Consider the following 15,963-nt stretch of genomic DNA (forward strand, 5'->3'; position numbering starts at 1 on the left):
TTTGAACCCCCTTCCTATTTTTTAGAAAATGCACGCTCTCCGATTAGCGCAACCGCCTCATCAATCCAGTACAAGGTTTCGGATGAGATTGATTCGCCCGCGGCGAAACTGTATGCCGGAATTCCGACTAGCCAAGCCTCGGGAGCTCTACCGAAAAGTTGATTAGCCAGATGCAGCAGATCACTAGGACTGCCGTGATGTCCCATTACGTTTGCGCTATCCACGTCGTCCCCGGAAATTTCTTCAATACGAAGATTTGCACCGGTCGCACACGCCATGTACGCGTCAACGAAGATAACCTGAGTTGCTGACGCGATGTCCTCGGCCAGATCGGGCGTAAGCTGAGGCGTGATGATGACCCGCAAATGCGGTGACTGCGCAGCGATGATCGTCGCCGCGCGTATTCCAGCGCCATCATCGCCGCGCAGGTCGTTGCCGTAGCCGATGACGAGTGTTGCATCGAGTGTGTTAAGCACGTTCGCAAGCGTCCAGAATTTCGCCGGCCGGATCGGTCAGTTCGATACGCAGCGGCATTTCCCCAAGCGCGTGTGTGGAGCAGCTCAGGCATGGGTCGTAGCAACGGATGACCGCTTCGACGCGGTTGAGCGCGCCTTCGGTGATTTTCATTCCATCCACGAAATGCTTGGCGGCCTGGGTGATGCCCTGGTTCATCGCCAGATTATTGTGTCCGGTCGCGATGATGAGGTTGGCCCAGGTGATCAGGCCATTCGTGTCGATCTTGTAGTGATGAATCAGCGTGCCGCGTGGAGCCTCGGAGACACCGATACCTTCGAGTTTGTTCGGTTCCGCCATCGCGCGCACCCGGGTGTTCAAAATTTCCGGCGCGCCGAGCAACTCTGAAACGCGTTCGAGGGCGTAGAGAATTTCAATGAGGCGGGCATAGTGAAAGTGGAACGAGCTGAGCACAGCACCATCCGGCTGCAAGGCGCGGAATTCGTCGAGTTCGCGCTCGGCCAGCGGTGTGCCCATGCGGTCACACACATTGAGGCGAGCCAGCGGACCGACGCGATACATGCCTTCGGGATAGCCAAACGGTTTGAAGAAGGGTGATTTCAGGTAGCTATCCGGTTCGACGGCTTCGGCGATGTAGTCCGTATAGGCGCTGGGCTCAAGTTTGTCGACGATAATTTCGCGCTGTGAATCCACGACACGCATGAGCCCGTCATAGTGTTCGATCGTTCCGTCGGGCAAGACAAGAGCAAGGAACAGGCTGGGAAAGTTCGCAAAGGTGTCGATCTCGTCCTGGTATTTCTTGATCGCGGGCTTGAACCATTCGAGGGTTTTGTGAGCGATGGCGATAGCCTGCGGAAGCTCGGCGACGATCTGCTCACGCACTTCGGCGCTCAGAGGACTGCTGACGCCACCAGGAACGATCCACGTGGGATGAATCCGCTTGCCGCTCATCCGCTCGATGATCCGCTGGCCGAATTTGCGCAGCCAGATTCCGTCTTTCGCCAACTCGGGAAATTGCGCGGCAACACCGAAGATGTGGCGTGACGCGGGATCGGAATCCATACCCAGCAGCAAGTCCGGCGAACTCAGATGAAAAAAACTCAGCGCGTGCGACTGGATGATTTGGGCGTAGTTGATCACGCGGCGTAGCATTGCCGCGGACTCCGGAATGCGCACCGCCAGGATGCTGTCGCACGCTTTCGCCGAGGCGAGCAGATGACTGATCGGACAAATACCGCACGTCCGCGCGGTCAGCGAAGGCATTTCCTGGAATGGCCGACCCTCGGTGAATTTCTCGAAGCCGCGGAACTGCGTGATGTGCAAGCGGGCGACCTCAACCTTGCCCTGATCATCCAGCCGGATCGTTATCTTGGAATGACCTTCGATTCGTGTGACCGGATCGATCGTGATGAGTTTTTCCATGGCGCGTCTCCTCGAATCAGCCGAACCGGGCCTGGTTTTCCAAATCGGGCAGGCGCCCTTCGAGCAAAGCAGCAACCGCATTGAAAATGATGTCCGCGTGGGGCGGACAACCCGGCACAAAAATATCGACCTTCACGTATTCGTGGATCGGTTTCGATTTTGGCAGCAACTGTGGGATCGTTTCTGTCGGTATGCCTTGATTCACCGAGGCATTCTCGATGTACGCGCGGCGGAGAATTTCGTCGCGGCTGAAGTAATTTCTCATACCGGGCACGTTGCTGGTAACCGCACAATCGCCCAGAGCCATGAGCAGCTTCGTGCGTGAGCGAACGAGTTTAATTTTGTGCAAATCGTCTTCGTTGCTGACCGCGCCCTCAACCAGGGTGAGGTCCACGTTCTCCGGAAATATCTTGGCGTCCACCAACGGGCTGTACACGAGATCGATTTTGTCCGCGATAGCAAGCAGACGCTCGTCCATGTCGAGAAACGACATATGGCAACCAGAACAACCATCCAGCCACACCGTCGCAATTTTTATTTTGCTCATGAGCAACTCTCCCTTCCCTCAGGATAGGAAATTCAAACGCATAGCACAAAGTTTTTTGTCTTCAGTGTCTCGCTCAAATCCGCCGTGAGTGCTGGACAGCCCATCAAGGTGACAGTAGAGCCTCTTGCGAAAGCAGTAAAGCGAACTGCCGACTTGTCACATTCGCCTGCTGGGAGCGATTTTTCGTGACGGACGCTGCTGATCGAGTAGCCGATCTAGTGCGCAACAGCGACCTTGGCCTCTTCCAGTTTCAAGAGCTTGTATTCGATTGAATCGACCAGGGCAATCCAGCTCGCCTCAATGATGTCCGTTGATACCCCCACCGTTGTCCACACCGCGTCGCCGTCCGTCGATTGAAGCAATACGCGAACCTTGGCGGCGGTCGCATCCTTGCCGTTGATGACACGCACCTTGTAATCGGTCAGATGAACGTTGGCGAGCTCCGGATAGAACTTGTCCAGCGCTTTGCGCAGCGCGCGGTCGAGCGCATGCACCGGGCCGTCGCCTTCGGCAGCGGTAATTTCATCGGTGCCGTCGACTTTCACTTTGATGATGGCCGATGAACCATAGTCGCCATTGGCCGGATGTTCGCCAATGATCCTGAAGTGACCAAGCTCGAAAAACGGGCGGTACTTGCCGAGTTGTTTGCGAATAACCAGTTCGAAGGTGCTTTCCGCACCTTCAAACTGATAGCCTTCATGCTCCAGCTCCTTGAGGCGTTTGATGATGCTGTCGGTCACCGCATCGTCCTTGGTGATGCTGGCATCGACTTCCCAGATTTTCTCCAGAATCATGCGCCGGCCCGAAACCTCACTCATCAGGAAGCGGCGCTGGCCACCGACCAGATCCGGGTTGATGTGTTCGAAGGAATGTGCCGCCTTGTTCACGCCATCGATATGCATGCCGCCCTTGTGGGCAAAGGCGCAGTTGCCGACGAAGGGGTCGCGCTCATTGAGCGCAACGTTCGAGATGGCCGCAATATGGCGTGCCACGCGGGTAATGTTGCGGTACTGGTCGGCGGGTAGGCAGTCAAAATTAGCCTTGACACCCAGGTTGGCGATGATGGTCGATAGATTGGCGTTGCCGCAGCGCTCGCCGAAGCCGATGTAGGTTCCCTGAACGTGCCGGGCACCATTCTCAACGGCCATCACGCTATTGGCCACCGCCATGCCGCAGTCATTGTGCGCATGAATGCCGATCGGCACGCTGAAAACGGCAACCATGCGTTTTACGATTTTGGCCACTTCGGACGGGAAAGTTCCGCCGTTGGTGTCGCACAGAACCAGGCAGTCGGCACCACCGTCGACGGCGGCCTGCAGCGACTTGACGGCGTAGTCCGGATTGTTCTTGTAGCCGTCGAAGAAATGCTCGGCGTCGTAAATCACTTCCTTGCCCCTGGCCTTGAAGAAGGCCAGGGTATCGCTGATCATGTTGAGGTTTTCGTCAAGCGTGGTGCGGATAATGTCGGTCACATGAAAATCCCAGCTCTTGCCGAAAATGACAATGACCGGGGTATCGGCGAGCAGCATGGATTGAACGTTGTCGTCACTCTCCGCTTGGATGCCACGCCGGCGGGTACTGCCAAAAGCGGCGAGCCTGGCGTGTTTCAGAACGATGCTCCTGGCCCGGGCGAAGAACTCGAGATCCTTGGGGTTCGAACCAGGGTTTCCAGCCTCGATGTAGTCCACCCCATGCTCGTCGAGAAGTTCGAGGATCTTCAGCTTGTCGTCCACGGAGAACGAGATTCCCTCGGCTTGAGCACCGTCCCTCAAGGACGAATCGAAGATTGCTACTTTATTACCCATGGCAAACTTTCTTAATTCTGAGAAGCTCAGATATTCACCGCAAAGGCGCAAAGGACGCAAAGTTCCGCAAAGAAGATCAAATACCTACCTATTGGCTCCAACACAAATTCTGGTCACCAAATATACGGGCAGTAATAAATCGTAACCCTACGTTTCTTTGCGTCCTTCGCGCCTTTGCGCCTTTGCGGTGAGGTTTTTCGGTTAATTACTTAAACCATCACAACAGGTTGTCGCGCGTCACGCCGCCGCGCTTGATGACGCGGCGAAGCTGGTCGAGCGCTTCGATCTGGATCTGGCGGACACGCTCGCGGGTCAGTTTTAGATCTGCGGCGACCTCTTCGAGCGTGCTTATTTCAGCCCCCCCCAGGCCGTAACGACGTTCAAGCACCCGGCGCTGCTTCTCCGGCAACTGCTCAACCCAGTGGCTTACCAGATGACCGATTTCGTTGGTCTGGAGCAGACTTTCCGGATCGAGCGCATTTTCATCGGCAATGGCGTCGGCAATGGTGTGATTGGGGTCGATTTCCAGTGGCGCATCAAGCGAGGCGATGTGCTCGTTGAGCGCCAATGCGCGGCGAACGTCTTCAACCGAGCGGTCGATGAGGTGGGCAATCTGTTCCATGTGGATTTCTTTGCCGTTGGCCAATTCCAGATGCCGAAAGGAGCGCAGGACCAGATTGATCTCCTTGACCACATGCACCGGCAGGCGAATGGTACGCGACTGGTTCATGATCGAACGCTCGATACTCTGACGGATCCACCAGGTGGCATAAGTCGAGAAGCGAAATCCGCGTTCCGGATCAAACTTCTCAATGGCATGAATCAGACCGAGGTTGCCTTCTTCAATCAGGTCGAGTAGAGGAATACCCCGATTGAGGTAGTGCTTGGCAATGTTCACCACCAGTCGCAGATTGTGTTCGATCATTTTCTGCCGTGCGGCAAACTCACCGCTGCGTGCACGGCACGCCCAGTCGTACTCTTCTTTTGGAGTGAATAAGGGCTTGGCGCCGATCTCGTTGAGGTAATGCTGGGTAACGTCGTTGAGCAGTTCGACTTCCGGCGTCGGGGCAATGACTTCGTCTTCCGGTTCGCTCAGGAATAACTCTTCGGGCGACCCTTCCTGCGGCATCGCGTCTTCGCCGAAAGCGGAGTCGGAGTCAGAATCAGGATCGCCGGACATGATCAGCGCTGCGGCAAATACTTGAGAGGATCAAGCGGCTTGCCCTGACTGCGAACCTCGAAGTGCAGTTTGACCTGATCGGCATCAGTATTGCCCATCTCGGCGATTTTCTGGCCCTTGCTGACCGTTTGACCTTCCTTGACCAGGAGGGTCTGATTGTGTCCGTAGACCGAAACGTAGGTGTTGTTGTGCTTGACGATCACCAGCTTGCCGTAACCGCGCAGGAAATTGGCGATGATCACTTTCCCGTCGCTGGCGGCAATCACCGGATCACCGGCCTTGCCAGCGATGTCGATGCCCTTGTTGCCGCCTTCGGCATAGGTGCCAATCATCTTGCCGTTGGCTGGCCAGATCCAGGCCATCTCGTCACCGCTCAAGGCCGGCTCGGCAGGCTTGGTTTCTGTCTTGACCACGGGGGCAAGGGGTTCGCCAGCCTTCGACTGGCCTTGCGCCTTGGCCAAGGCCTGATCCGAGTAGGCTTCCTTACCGGCCTTGGGCTCACGCTTGAGGGCTTCGGAGCCGCTGACCAGCGGTCGTTGCTCAATCCCCGGTTCGGCGCCAATTGGCCTCGCCTGTACCACATCGGAGCTCACCGGCGCCGTTGATGCGACGCTCGTCGTTGTCCCCCCCTGCGGCCTGACCTTCAGCACCCTGCCGGGCGTAATACGGTTCGGGCTGTCGATTCCGTTCAGCGTAATCAGTTCGCGATAATCCATTCCGTGTTCGCGCGCGATGCTGTAGAGCGTATCGCCACTCTTGACGGTATAGCTGTCCCTGATAACTGTAGCCACGGAAACAGGCGACTGACCTCCACCCGAGACAGGGGCTGGTGACTTGCTTGCACAAGCCGCCAAAACAAGCAGGGTGGCGAGAGCAAAACCCGGCCCCAGCTTGGCAAAGAAACAATTATTCTTCATTCAAGTCCTGAAAGTAGCGGAACAAAGCGAACACCATCCAGACGCGTTTCAACGTAGCCCTGAGCATGACGTTCAATCAGCAGAAGGAATTGATCACCCGCACCCAACGGCAAGAGCATTCTGCCACCAAGCGCAAGTTGCTGCAAAAGCGCCGTGGGAACACACGATGCCGCCGCCGCAACGATGATCGTATCAAAAGGCGCAGCTTCAGGAAGCCCGAGTTGCCCATCGGCATATTTCAGGCGAACCTTGAACTGCTGTATCGCACGCAAATTGAGCTTGGCCTTGGCCAGCAGCAGTTCGATCCGCTCGACCGCATAAACCTCGTCGGTCAGTTGCGCCAGAACGGCCGCCTGATAGCCGCAGCCCGCACCGATTTCCAGCGTCTTGCCCAGTTCGCGTCCATCGCGCAGCACCTCGATCATGCGCGCCACGATATAGGGCTGCGATATCGTCTGAGAAAAACCGAGCGGCAGCGCTGTATCTTCGTAGGCGCGTGAGGCCAGCGCCTCTTCAACAAAAACGTGACGCGGCACGGCGGCAATGGCCGTCAGTACACGCTCGTCACGAATCCCTTGCTCGCGCAGGCGCTCGATCATGCGCCCGCGCGTGCGCTGCGAGGTCATGCCGATACCGGAAACGCTTCGATTCATTGCGCCAGCCAAGTGCGAATCAGCGGCAGCTGCGCGTTATGCGTCAGGTCAATCTGCAAGGGGGTGATCGAAACCTGATTATTGCTTACCGCAAAAAAATCAGTGCCTTCTCCGGCATCCTGCGCTTCACCGGCCGCTCCTACCCAATAGACTGTCTCGTTGCGTGGCGTCACGGTGCGCACCACCGCTTCGGCCTTGTGCCGTTTGCCAAGCCGCGTAACGACCTTGCCGCGCAACTGATCAAAGGGCACATCCGGAACATTGACGTTGAGCAGCACGGGCTCGCGAATTTCCTGGCGCTGAATTAATTGCACCATTTCCAGAGTCACGCGCGCCGCCGTTTCGAAATACACGCCGGCCTTGCTGCACAGGGAAACGGCAAGCGACGGAACGCCAAGCAGATAACCTTCGGTAGCCGCCGCGACGGTACCCGAATAGATCGTGTCATCGCCCATATTGGCGCCGAGATTGATCCCGGAAACAACCATGTCCGGAAGCTCGTCAAGCATCCCGGTTACCGCCAGATGCACGCAATCGGTCGGCGTCCCGTTCACATGATAATAACCGTTGGGCGTGCGCCTCAAGGACAGCGGACGATCCAGTGTGAGGGAATTGCTGGCGCCGCTGCGGTCGCGCTCAGGGGCCACAACGGTAATGTCGGCCACCTGTGCCAGCATACGCGCCAGGCAGTCGATCCCCGGCGAAAAATAGCCATCATCGTTGCTGAGCAAAATTCGCATATCAACCCATAAAAAGCGGAAAGAAGGAACAAAAAAACCGGCAGGCTGCCGGCTATTGGGAACGGTGGGCCCGCGAACGCGAGCGTTTGCCACCCGAAAACCATACCACCACCAAGTCAGTCCAAATTATACGGGTATTCGGAATCCAGTGCGAAAACGAACGGCACTACAAGCCTTGTGCGTACGAATACACTCTGTGCTGCCGCGAGAAGGTGGGGGCGAACGTCCAAATTCAGCGGCGCGCAAAGCGGGTCCGCTGCAATGCAGAGTCAGGCGCTTGGGGTACGGGCGGTGGAGGTACAAAGGGGTGCCCAGCAGCAATATGCTCAGCCTCTGATTTCTTCAGGTCTTCATAAATTGCACGCAGGTCATAGCCGAACTTGGCGGCGTGTGCATCTCGAATGGCCCGTACTTCATCGACGATTTCATCATTCACATTTTCTTCTCCAAAAAGTTCTTCCGGGGTGCAAATAAACGGAAGGAACCAACCAATCTGCTCCAAGTAAGCAGCAATGCCTCTTTGTATCTCCGGGTTTGCGATATGCCGACAGTTCCATGTCAGCAGATAATCCACACCATTGACCGTGGCGACCGCAATGTGCAGCGCATCTTCCGCCGCCCGGGGCGGGACGATTCCTTGCCTCACCAACGACTCCGCGATATTGAGTGCCTGCTCAGTGATTAAGAGCAATGGCACGTCATTTAACACTGCCAACCGCTTTTGGGCGGCATCTGGGTTGCCAGCGCCACACTCACGCAGGACCGACTCTGACACAAACAGTTCGTACTGGTTTCGGGTTTCCCACCACGCCAGAGTAATTTGCTGGTGAGCAGCGCCGATGATGGTCTTGCTGGGGCGAGCCGTCAGGTAGCTGACGACAGAGGTTTCAACGTAGATTTTGCGCTTCATAACTGCGGTCCTGGTTCAGAAAACTGTGGTCCGTCCCGAATGGCACTTACTTAATCGATAAGCATATAAATGCGGGCTGGCACGATGGCAAGCTTAAGTTGCCAAACCATTGCCACCACCGAAGAGCCAGCCCCCACGCATGTTAGCCGTTCAATGTCATCTCAACAACAACGAGTTCAACGTTATGTTGTGCGGGGAGGTTTTGGCATGCTTCGCACATTCCAAGCAACTGCCTTAGCCAGGGCCAATGTGGTTTAACGCACAGACAAGCAATACAAAGTCGGTGAGCATCAACTCGGAAGTTCTGTTGAGGCCGTTTTTGTTCGGATTGTGCAAGGCCGCACTCATCTGTTGAGAATCCGAAAACCGCACTCTCTGCTCAGGATACGCTATTGAGGAAATCAACCATGCCTGAAAAGGAAAGCGACACCGTCCGTGTTTACGATATTCACAAGGCGGACGGCTTCACCGATGTGCAACACCAAGTTGCCTTGCTTAACACCGGAGCTCTGCAGAGCGCGATTTTCAATAGCGCCAATTTCTCCAGTATCGCTACGGATGCAAAGGGCGTCATCCAGATTTTTAACGTGGGTGCCGAACGCATGCTGGGCTATACGGCTGATGAAGTGACGAACAAGATCACGCCTGCCGATATTTCCGATCCATATGAAGTGATCGCACGCGCCGAAGCCTTGAGCGTTGAACTCGAAACACCAATTGCACCCGGTTTTGAGGCTTTAGTATTCAAAGCCTCACGCGGTATTGAGGACATCTACGAGTTAACCTACATTCGCAAGGATGGCAGCCGCTTCCCGGCGGTGGTCTCGGTCACTGCCCTGCGTGACGCACAAGGTGACATCATCGGCTACCTGCTGATCGGCACTGACAACACGGCACGCAAGCGGGCTGAAGAGGCGCTGCTCAAGGCAGGGGCATTACAGAGTGCGATTTTCAACAGCGCCAATTTTTCAAGCATCGCTACCGACGCCAAGGGGGTCATCCAGATTTTTAACGTGGGTGCCGAACGCATGCTTGGCTACACCGCCGCAGAAGTGATGAACAAAATTACCCCGGCTGACATTTCCGATCCGCAGGAGGTGATTGCACGGGCCGAAGCCTTGAGCGTCGAACTCGAAACACCCATCACGCCGGGCTTCGAGGCGCTGGTATTCAAGGCTTCGCGTGGCATCGAGGATATCTACGAATTAACCTACATCCGCAAGGATGGCAGCCGTTTCCCGGCGGTGGTGTCGGTCACGGCCCTACGCGATGCTCAAGATGAGATCATCGGTTACCTGCTTATCGGAACTGATAACACCGCGCGCAAGCAGGCCGAAGAGGCGCTGCTCAAGGCCGGGGCATTGCAGAGTGCGATCTTCAACAGCGAAAATTTCTCATGTATCGCCACTGACGCGCGGGGTGTCATTCAGATATTTAATGTTGGCGCAGAACGCATGCTGGGCTACAAGGCGGCCGATGTGATGAACAAGATCACCCCCGCCGACATATCCGATCCGGAGGAAGTGATCGCGCGTGCCAAGGCCTTGAGCATTGAGCTATTTACCTTGATTGCGCCTGGTTTTGAAGCGTTGGTGTTCAAGGCATCGCGTGGTATCGAGGACATTTACGAATTGACTTACATCCGCAAGGATGGTAGCCGATTCCCTGCGGTGGTGTCGGTCACGGCTCTACGCGATGCCCAAGGCGGAATCCTCGGCTACCTGCTGATCGGCACCGACAATACCGCGCGCAAACGGATCGAGGCGGAACAACAACTACTTGAGGCAGAGCAGAAGCAGCTCAGTCAGCGCCTGCGCGACCATCATTTCTATACGCGCTCACTGTTTGAATCGAACATTGATGCACTAATGGCTACCGATCCGCTCGGGATTATCACCGATGTGAACAAACAGATGGAGGCGCTAACCGGTTGCACGCGAGATGAACTGATCGGCGCACCGTTCAAAAATTACTTCACTGATCCGGAGAGAGCCGAAGCAGGCATCAATCTGGTGCTGAGCGAGAAGAAGCTCACCAACTACGAGCTTACTGCGCGTGACAGGGACGGCAAGGAAACAGTGGTGTCCTATAACGCGAGAACACTTTATGACCGGGACAGGCGACTGCAAGGTGTGTTCGCCGCCGTGCGTGACATTACAGAGCGCAAGCACACCGAACAGCAGATTCTCAACCTGGCTTCGCATGATGCATTGACACAACTACCCAATCGACGCCTGCTAGACGATCGTTTGGACCAAACGATCGCCAATGGAAAACGTAGTCGCCGGTATAGTGCGCTAATGTTCCTGGATATGGATAACTTCAAACCCGTTAATGATCTGCATGGGCACAACATGGGCGATTTGCTGCTGATCGAGGCGGCGCACCGCATTAGCAGTTGTGTGCGTGCGGTCGACACCGTCGCGCGTTTCGGCGGAGATGAGTTTGCCGTAATACTAAGTGAATTGGATGTGGACAGCACAAAATCGGCTAACCATGCAAACCTTGTCGCTGAAAAAATTCGCGCAATTCTGAACAAGCCATATTTCCTCAAATATCAGCTTGAAGGCAAAGCAGAAACGACGGTCGAGCATCATTGCACAGCAAGCATCGGCGTGGTGTTGTTCCTCAATCACGCTGCCAGCCAGCATGATCTCTTGAAATGGGCTGATACGGCAATGTACGAAGCCAAGGAGGCCGGGCGAAATTCGATTCGATTTTATGAACCCAGATGACGCGTATCCGACCGGCGTTCCCGGAATGTTACTTCAGGCCGGTGCAGGTTGACTGATCGCAAAATCAACTGGAGGGATTGCTTCGAGCGATGAGTTTTGAACCGGCATTGGAGAATGCTGTCATTAGATGGCAGCTCAGGCAGCCGAATTTGCGGGCCAGCCTGATCTTTCCATCGCGACCCGGAGAACCCCAATGCAAGGCGACAAACAAATCATCGACATCATGAACAGCCTGCTGGCTGGAGAGTTGACCGCCGTTGACCAGTATCTGATTCACGGCGAAATGTATTCAGACATGGGCTTCACACATCTGGCAGCGAAGGCACTGCACGAATCCGCGCACGAGCTACAGCACGCGCGTGCGTTGATCCAGCGCATTCTTTTCCTCGAAGGCACGCCCAATCTGGCCAAGCGCGACGCGCTGAAGATCGGCAAAACGGTGCCGAAAATGCTTGAGGCTGATCTCGCCGTCGAATACAAAGTCGTCGGTGATCTGAAAAAAGCCATGGCCGCCTGCGAAAAAGCACAGGATTACGTGACCCGCGATATGCTTGCCATTCAACTTGAAGACACCGAGATGGACCATGCCTATTTCCTGGAAAAGCAGATCCGCCTGATCGAGCTGATCGGCCTGCAGAATTATCAACAGAGCCAGATCGGCTCTGGCAACACGGCATAATTGGTGGGCATCGCGATGAGAGGTGACAAGAAAATCATCGGCGCCTTAAACAGGGTGCTGAAAAACGAGCTGACGTCGATCAATCAGTATTTCCTGCATGCCCGCCTATTCCGCCACTGGGGCCTGGAAAAGCTCAACGATTACCAATACAGGCAGTCCATCCGTGTCATGAAAGAAGCCGATAAGCTGATCGACCGTATCCTCTTCCTGGAAGGATTACCCAATCTGCAAAATCTTGGCAAACTGCTGATTGGCGAACACGTCGTCGAGTGTTTGCAATGCGATCTCATGAACGAGCGTGAGGTGCAGCACCCCGTGCTGGTCGAGACTATCGCCTTATGCGAAGAACTGCAGGATTACGTCAGCCGCGACCTGTTGGAAGATCTGCTGGAACACTGCGAGGAAGCGATCGATTGGCTGGAGACACAGCACAGCCTGATCAATCAAGTCACGCTGCCAAACTATCTTCAGGCCCACATGGAACCGGGTGGCGACTGATCAGGCTCACGTCAACTTGCACGCCCCGATTTGTGGAGAATGTCCATGTATATCTGCGTCTGCATGGCCGTTACCGAGCACCAGATTCACGAAGCCGCACGAGGCGGCGCACGCACGCTGAACGACTTGCGGCGCGCCCTGGGCGTGTCCAGCGAATGCGGCCAATGTGCTGCGTATGCGCGACAGTGCCTGAAAAAAGCGAATGAAGGAACGAATCAGCGCCTCGATTTGATTGATCCCAAATAACCCGCACGGCGTCAATATCCTTGATGTAGTTCTCACCGCCAAACTTGTCCGTAAAGGTCTTGCGTCCCGGCCTTCTTCACGTCAGCGGCAATCTTTGCCATATTGTCGTTGTTCAGCTTGCGCTGATATTGACCAGCTTCGCAAGCCGCTTCGACCAGGGCTTTTTGCTACGCCGGCGGCAGGGCATCTGCGGCCCGACGTCGCCGACCTCAAGGGTTTCGATACGCACATCTTCCTGTGCGTGCAATACACATGCGCGAGTTTTCATCATTTATCCTTTGAAAAGTCTGTTCATGGTTCACAGGGCTTTGATTCTTGCCCATAGTTCATCGCCGACCGGAATGCCGTTGGCCAGATTGTCCTTGCGGTAGCCCATCGACCGTTCGCCGGGATACAGCACCGGCTGGTCTGGATCAACACGCGCAGAGCCGTGAATATTTTCGATCGCCTCACTGATTGCCGAAGCCAGATAGTCTTCACCGGCAATTCGCGTAGCATCCAGGGCGATGAATACCTGCGACAGGCCGTATTCATCGCTTCCCAGCTTGCCAACACCCACAGTTGAACGACCACCGGAAAGCACCGCAGCAATCATGTCCATGACAATCGACATCGACGAACCCTTCCAGTAGCCGACAGGCAACACCCGCCAGGTCTTGGCAATCTCTTTCGGATCGCAGGACAGTTGCCCCTGCTCGTCGTAACCGCCGGGAACCGGCAGCAGATCGCCACGCATCGCGCTTGACTCCATCTGGCCATAGGAAAACTGAGCCATGGCGATATCGACCACGACATGACCTTCGTGACGCGGAACAGCCATGACAAAGGGATTGTTGCCGATGCGCCGGTCACGTGCGCCCCAGGCCGGCATGTTCGGCTGGGTGTTGGTCCAGCAAATACCGACACAGCCCGCATCGGCAGCCTGCCAGCCATAACTGCCGCCACGCAGCCAGTGGTTGGTGTTGCTCAGCGCCACACAGCCAATGCCGTTGGCACGGGCAAGTTCGATGGCCCGGTCCATTGACAGCTTAGCATTGACATTGCCCAGCCCGAGATTGCCGTCCCAGCGCTCGAAGGCACCCATGCCATCGACGCGGGTCGGCTTGGCTTTCAGATCGATGTAACCCTTATCGATATAGTCAATTACACGTGGAAATCGATTCACCCCGTGCGAATACACACCGTCACAACTAGTCTGGGTCATCAATTGCGCCGAGAGGTCGGCAGAGCTTTCGTCACAGCCCTTCTTGATCAGAACGCGCTTGAACTCGGCTTTTAATTCTTCAAACTGGATGCGTGGCATGAGTTGCTCCTTGATTAATTGCCGATCGTCGATGTACACCGCATCGATCGCCTGATCGGCCAGCAGTTGTTCAGTCGTATCAAAGGCACTGGCCACCCTGTGGCGTTGCGCAAAGGCGCGGGTCATTGAAGGATCGGGATGGTCACGGCGTCGAACGAAGAGTCACGCGCCTTGTAGAAACCAGGCCCGCTCTTCACTTCGGCGACTGTGCCGCAGCCGATCATTCCCCAGCGAATGGTCTTCTTCATCGTTAATGGCTTTCCGAGAGCAGCGAAGCGCGCACCTTGATCACCACCTTGCGCACCGATGCCGGCTGCTCAACAACACATCCCGGGCGATGCACGTCACTCGGAAAAAACACCACAAAACTACCCGGCGTCATGATCAAGGTCGACTCGCTTTCCATCCCGGCATAAAAGAGAAGGTCGCGCGACTCGAGCAGGTTTTCCAGAATTACGTTGTTACCGGTCTCCGAGGCAAAGCCCATCCTCTCGTTACCGTTGCACGAATACTGCACGTCGATGTACTGGCGATGCACCTCGGCGCGAGTCTCGGCGAAGGGTTTAGTGGTCGCGTCGAAGACCTGAACATAGATGTCCTTGCCCTGAAGATCATAGTTACCCACCGGCAAGGCGGAAAAATCGGTGTCCTTGAGGTGTTGCACAGCCGTCTTGAGTGGCTTGGGAAGCCAGGCAAAGCCCGACTCCAGATCGTTTACATGTCCGAAAATCATTCTGCTTTTCTCCTGAAATCTGATTAGTGCTGGGCCTTGGCAACAGGCGCTGTGGTGAATTTGCAGACCGCTTCCCACAGGCCGTTGATATAGACGGCGCCGAGCGCGCGGTCGTAGAGGCCGTAGCCGGGCTTTCCTGTCTCACCCCAGATCATGCGACCATGGTCGGGGCGGATATAGCCTTCGAAACCGACGTCGTGGTAAGCCTTCATGATCTGGGCCAGATCCAGCGAACCTTCACAGGACAGGTGCGCCGACTCGTAGAAGCTGCCGTCGGGTTTGACCGCCACATTGCGCACGTGACCAAAGTGAATGCGGCCCATGCCGCCAAACTCGCGCACCAGCGATTCAATGTTGTTGCATAGATCGGCGCCGAGCGAACCGGCGCACAGGGTCAGCCCGTTGGCCGGCGAGTCGACAATCCCGACCAGACGCGCCAGATCGTCGCGGTTCTTGACGATACGCGGCAGACCAAAGATCGGACGCGGCGGATCGTCCGGATGTATCGCCATCTTGACATTGGCTTCAATAGCGACCGGAATGATGGCCTTGAGAAAATACTCGAGATTTCCCCACAGCGTCTCTTCTGTGACGTTCTTGTATTCGGCAAGCAGACTCTTCAGTTGGCCGGGTTCATAGCTGGCATCCCAACCGGGCAGGGAAATCCCCTTTTCCGGGTCGATTTTTGCCACGGCCTCGGCATCAAAGGCCAGCGTGAAGGAGCCGTCGGGCAGTTCCATGGCCATTTCGGTGCGCGTCCAGTCGAAAACCGGCATGAAGTTGTAACAGATCACCTTGATGCCGATGGTTGCGCAGTTGCGGATGTTTTGCTGGAAGTTGGCGATCAGGCGATCGCGCGTCGGTTTGCCGAGCTTGATGTCTTCGTGCACCGGAACGCTTTCAACCACTTCGAACTTCAGCCCTGCGGCTTCAATGCTGTCACGCAGCGCCCGCAGCTTCTCGATTGGCCAGACCTCACCGACGGGAATATCGTAGATTGCAGAAACGATGCCGTACATGCCGGGAATCTGGCGAATGTACTTGAGACTGACCGGATCGGACGTACCGTACCAGCGGAATGTCATTTTCATTTACTTGGGCTCCTTGTGCAGAGTATCAGG

Annotated in this window: 18 protein-coding genes; 4 read left to right on the top strand and 14 right to left on the bottom strand. The window is 55.8% G+C overall.

The window, feature by feature from the left end:
- Nucleotides 1–14: 14 nt before the first annotated feature.
- The 9 genes from Q1J43_RS06730 to Q1J43_RS06770 all read right to left on the bottom strand — a co-directional run bounded on the left by Q1J43_RS06730 (nucleotide 15) and on the right by Q1J43_RS06770 (nucleotide 8,648).
- Nucleotides 15–476 (bottom strand): hydrogenase maturation protease, encoded by a 462-nt coding sequence (locus tag Q1J43_RS06730; RefSeq protein WP_301101656.1) that lies wholly within the window; start codon nucleotides 474–476, stop codon nucleotides 15–17.
- On the bottom strand, nucleotides 469–1,896 hold the full coding sequence (locus tag Q1J43_RS06735; protein WP_301101657.1) for a Ni/Fe hydrogenase subunit alpha: 1,428 nt from the start codon (nucleotides 1,894–1,896) through the stop codon (nucleotides 469–471). The genes Q1J43_RS06730 and Q1J43_RS06735 overlap by 8 nt, the downstream gene beginning before the upstream one ends.
- A 16-nt stretch (nucleotides 1,897–1,912) precedes the next feature.
- Nucleotides 1,913–2,443: an NADP oxidoreductase gene (locus Q1J43_RS06740; RefSeq protein WP_301101658.1), complete on the bottom strand. Its 531-nt coding sequence runs from the start codon at nucleotides 2,441–2,443 to the stop codon at nucleotides 1,913–1,915.
- A gap of 215 nt (nucleotides 2,444–2,658) precedes the next feature.
- A complete protein-coding gene (gene cimA / locus Q1J43_RS06745; RefSeq protein WP_301101659.1) occupies nucleotides 2,659–4,248 on the bottom strand; it encodes a citramalate synthase in 1,590 nt (529 codons plus the stop codon).
- Nucleotides 4,249–4,465: 217 nt separating this feature from the next.
- Nucleotides 4,466–5,377 carry an RNA polymerase sigma factor RpoS gene (rpoS, locus tag Q1J43_RS06750; RefSeq protein ID WP_301101693.1) on the bottom strand — a complete coding sequence of 304 codons (912 nt, stop codon included), beginning with the start codon at nucleotides 5,375–5,377 and terminating at the stop codon, nucleotides 4,466–4,468.
- Between the two features lie 53 nt (nucleotides 5,378–5,430).
- Nucleotides 5,431–6,345: a peptidoglycan DD-metalloendopeptidase family protein gene (locus Q1J43_RS06755; RefSeq protein ID WP_301101660.1), complete on the bottom strand. Its 915-nt coding sequence runs from the start codon at nucleotides 6,343–6,345 to the stop codon at nucleotides 5,431–5,433.
- Nucleotides 6,342–6,998 carry a protein-L-isoaspartate(D-aspartate) O-methyltransferase gene (locus tag Q1J43_RS06760; RefSeq protein ID WP_301101661.1) on the bottom strand — a complete coding sequence of 219 codons (657 nt, stop codon included), beginning with the start codon at nucleotides 6,996–6,998 and terminating at the stop codon, nucleotides 6,342–6,344. Before Q1J43_RS06760 ends, Q1J43_RS06755 begins: the two co-directional genes overlap by 4 nt.
- Nucleotides 6,995–7,738 carry a 5'/3'-nucleotidase SurE gene (surE, locus tag Q1J43_RS06765; protein WP_301101662.1) on the bottom strand — a complete coding sequence of 248 codons (744 nt, stop codon included), beginning with the start codon at nucleotides 7,736–7,738 and terminating at the stop codon, nucleotides 6,995–6,997. The genes Q1J43_RS06760 and surE overlap by 4 nt, the downstream gene beginning before the upstream one ends.
- A gap of 232 nt (nucleotides 7,739–7,970) precedes the next feature.
- A complete protein-coding gene (locus Q1J43_RS06770; RefSeq protein WP_301101663.1) occupies nucleotides 7,971–8,648 on the bottom strand; it encodes a type II toxin-antitoxin system VapC family toxin in 678 nt (225 codons plus the stop codon).
- 407 nt (nucleotides 8,649–9,055) lie between these two features.
- Between Q1J43_RS06770 and Q1J43_RS06775 the strand changes: the two genes are divergently transcribed.
- From Q1J43_RS06775 to Q1J43_RS06790, 4 genes are all read left to right on the top strand, one after another.
- Complete coding sequence (locus Q1J43_RS06775) at nucleotides 9,056–11,383, top strand: PAS domain S-box protein (protein WP_301101664.1); 2,328 nt, start codon at nucleotides 9,056–9,058, stop codon at nucleotides 11,381–11,383.
- Between the two features lie 193 nt (nucleotides 11,384–11,576).
- Nucleotides 11,577–12,062: a bacterioferritin gene (gene bfr, locus Q1J43_RS06780; protein ID WP_301101665.1), complete on the top strand. Its 486-nt coding sequence runs from the start codon at nucleotides 11,577–11,579 to the stop codon at nucleotides 12,060–12,062.
- Between the two features lie 15 nt (nucleotides 12,063–12,077).
- A complete protein-coding gene (gene bfr, locus Q1J43_RS06785) occupies nucleotides 12,078–12,560 on the top strand; it encodes a bacterioferritin (RefSeq protein ID WP_301101695.1) in 483 nt (160 codons plus the stop codon).
- A gap of 45 nt (nucleotides 12,561–12,605) precedes the next feature.
- Nucleotides 12,606–12,806 (top strand): (2Fe-2S)-binding protein, encoded by a 201-nt coding sequence (locus Q1J43_RS06790; RefSeq protein ID WP_301101666.1) that lies wholly within the window; start codon nucleotides 12,606–12,608, stop codon nucleotides 12,804–12,806.
- A gap of 112 nt (nucleotides 12,807–12,918) precedes the next feature.
- On the opposite strand, the gene Q1J43_RS06795 is transcribed toward Q1J43_RS06790, so the two are convergent.
- The 5 genes from Q1J43_RS06795 to uxuA are packed head-to-tail and all read right to left on the bottom strand — an operon-like array spanning nucleotide 12,919 to nucleotide 15,933.
- Nucleotides 12,919–13,077 carry a hypothetical protein gene (locus Q1J43_RS06795; protein ID WP_301101668.1) on the bottom strand — a complete coding sequence of 53 codons (159 nt, stop codon included), beginning with the start codon at nucleotides 13,075–13,077 and terminating at the stop codon, nucleotides 12,919–12,921.
- A gap of 27 nt (nucleotides 13,078–13,104) precedes the next feature.
- Complete coding sequence (yiaK, locus tag Q1J43_RS06800; RefSeq protein WP_301101669.1) at nucleotides 13,105–14,235, bottom strand: 3-dehydro-L-gulonate 2-dehydrogenase; 1,131 nt, start codon at nucleotides 14,233–14,235, stop codon at nucleotides 13,105–13,107.
- A complete protein-coding gene (locus Q1J43_RS06805; protein ID WP_301101670.1) occupies nucleotides 14,232–14,357 on the bottom strand; it encodes a hypothetical protein in 126 nt (41 codons plus the stop codon). Before Q1J43_RS06805 ends, yiaK begins: the two co-directional genes overlap by 4 nt.
- Nucleotides 14,358–14,359: 2 nt before the next feature.
- Nucleotides 14,360–14,842, bottom strand: a complete 483-nt coding sequence (locus Q1J43_RS06810; RefSeq protein WP_301101671.1) for a YhcH/YjgK/YiaL family protein — start codon at nucleotides 14,840–14,842, stop codon at nucleotides 14,360–14,362.
- A 23-nt stretch (nucleotides 14,843–14,865) separates the two neighbouring features.
- Entirely contained in the window at nucleotides 14,866–15,933 is a 1,068-nt protein-coding gene (gene uxuA, locus Q1J43_RS06815) for a mannonate dehydratase (RefSeq protein WP_301101672.1), read from the bottom strand.
- Between the last annotated feature and the right edge of the window lie 30 nt (nucleotides 15,934–15,963).

The sequence above is a fragment of the Propionivibrio sp. genome (assembly GCF_029255185.1).
Taxonomy (GTDB): domain Bacteria; phylum Pseudomonadota; class Gammaproteobacteria; order Burkholderiales; family Rhodocyclaceae; genus Propionivibrio.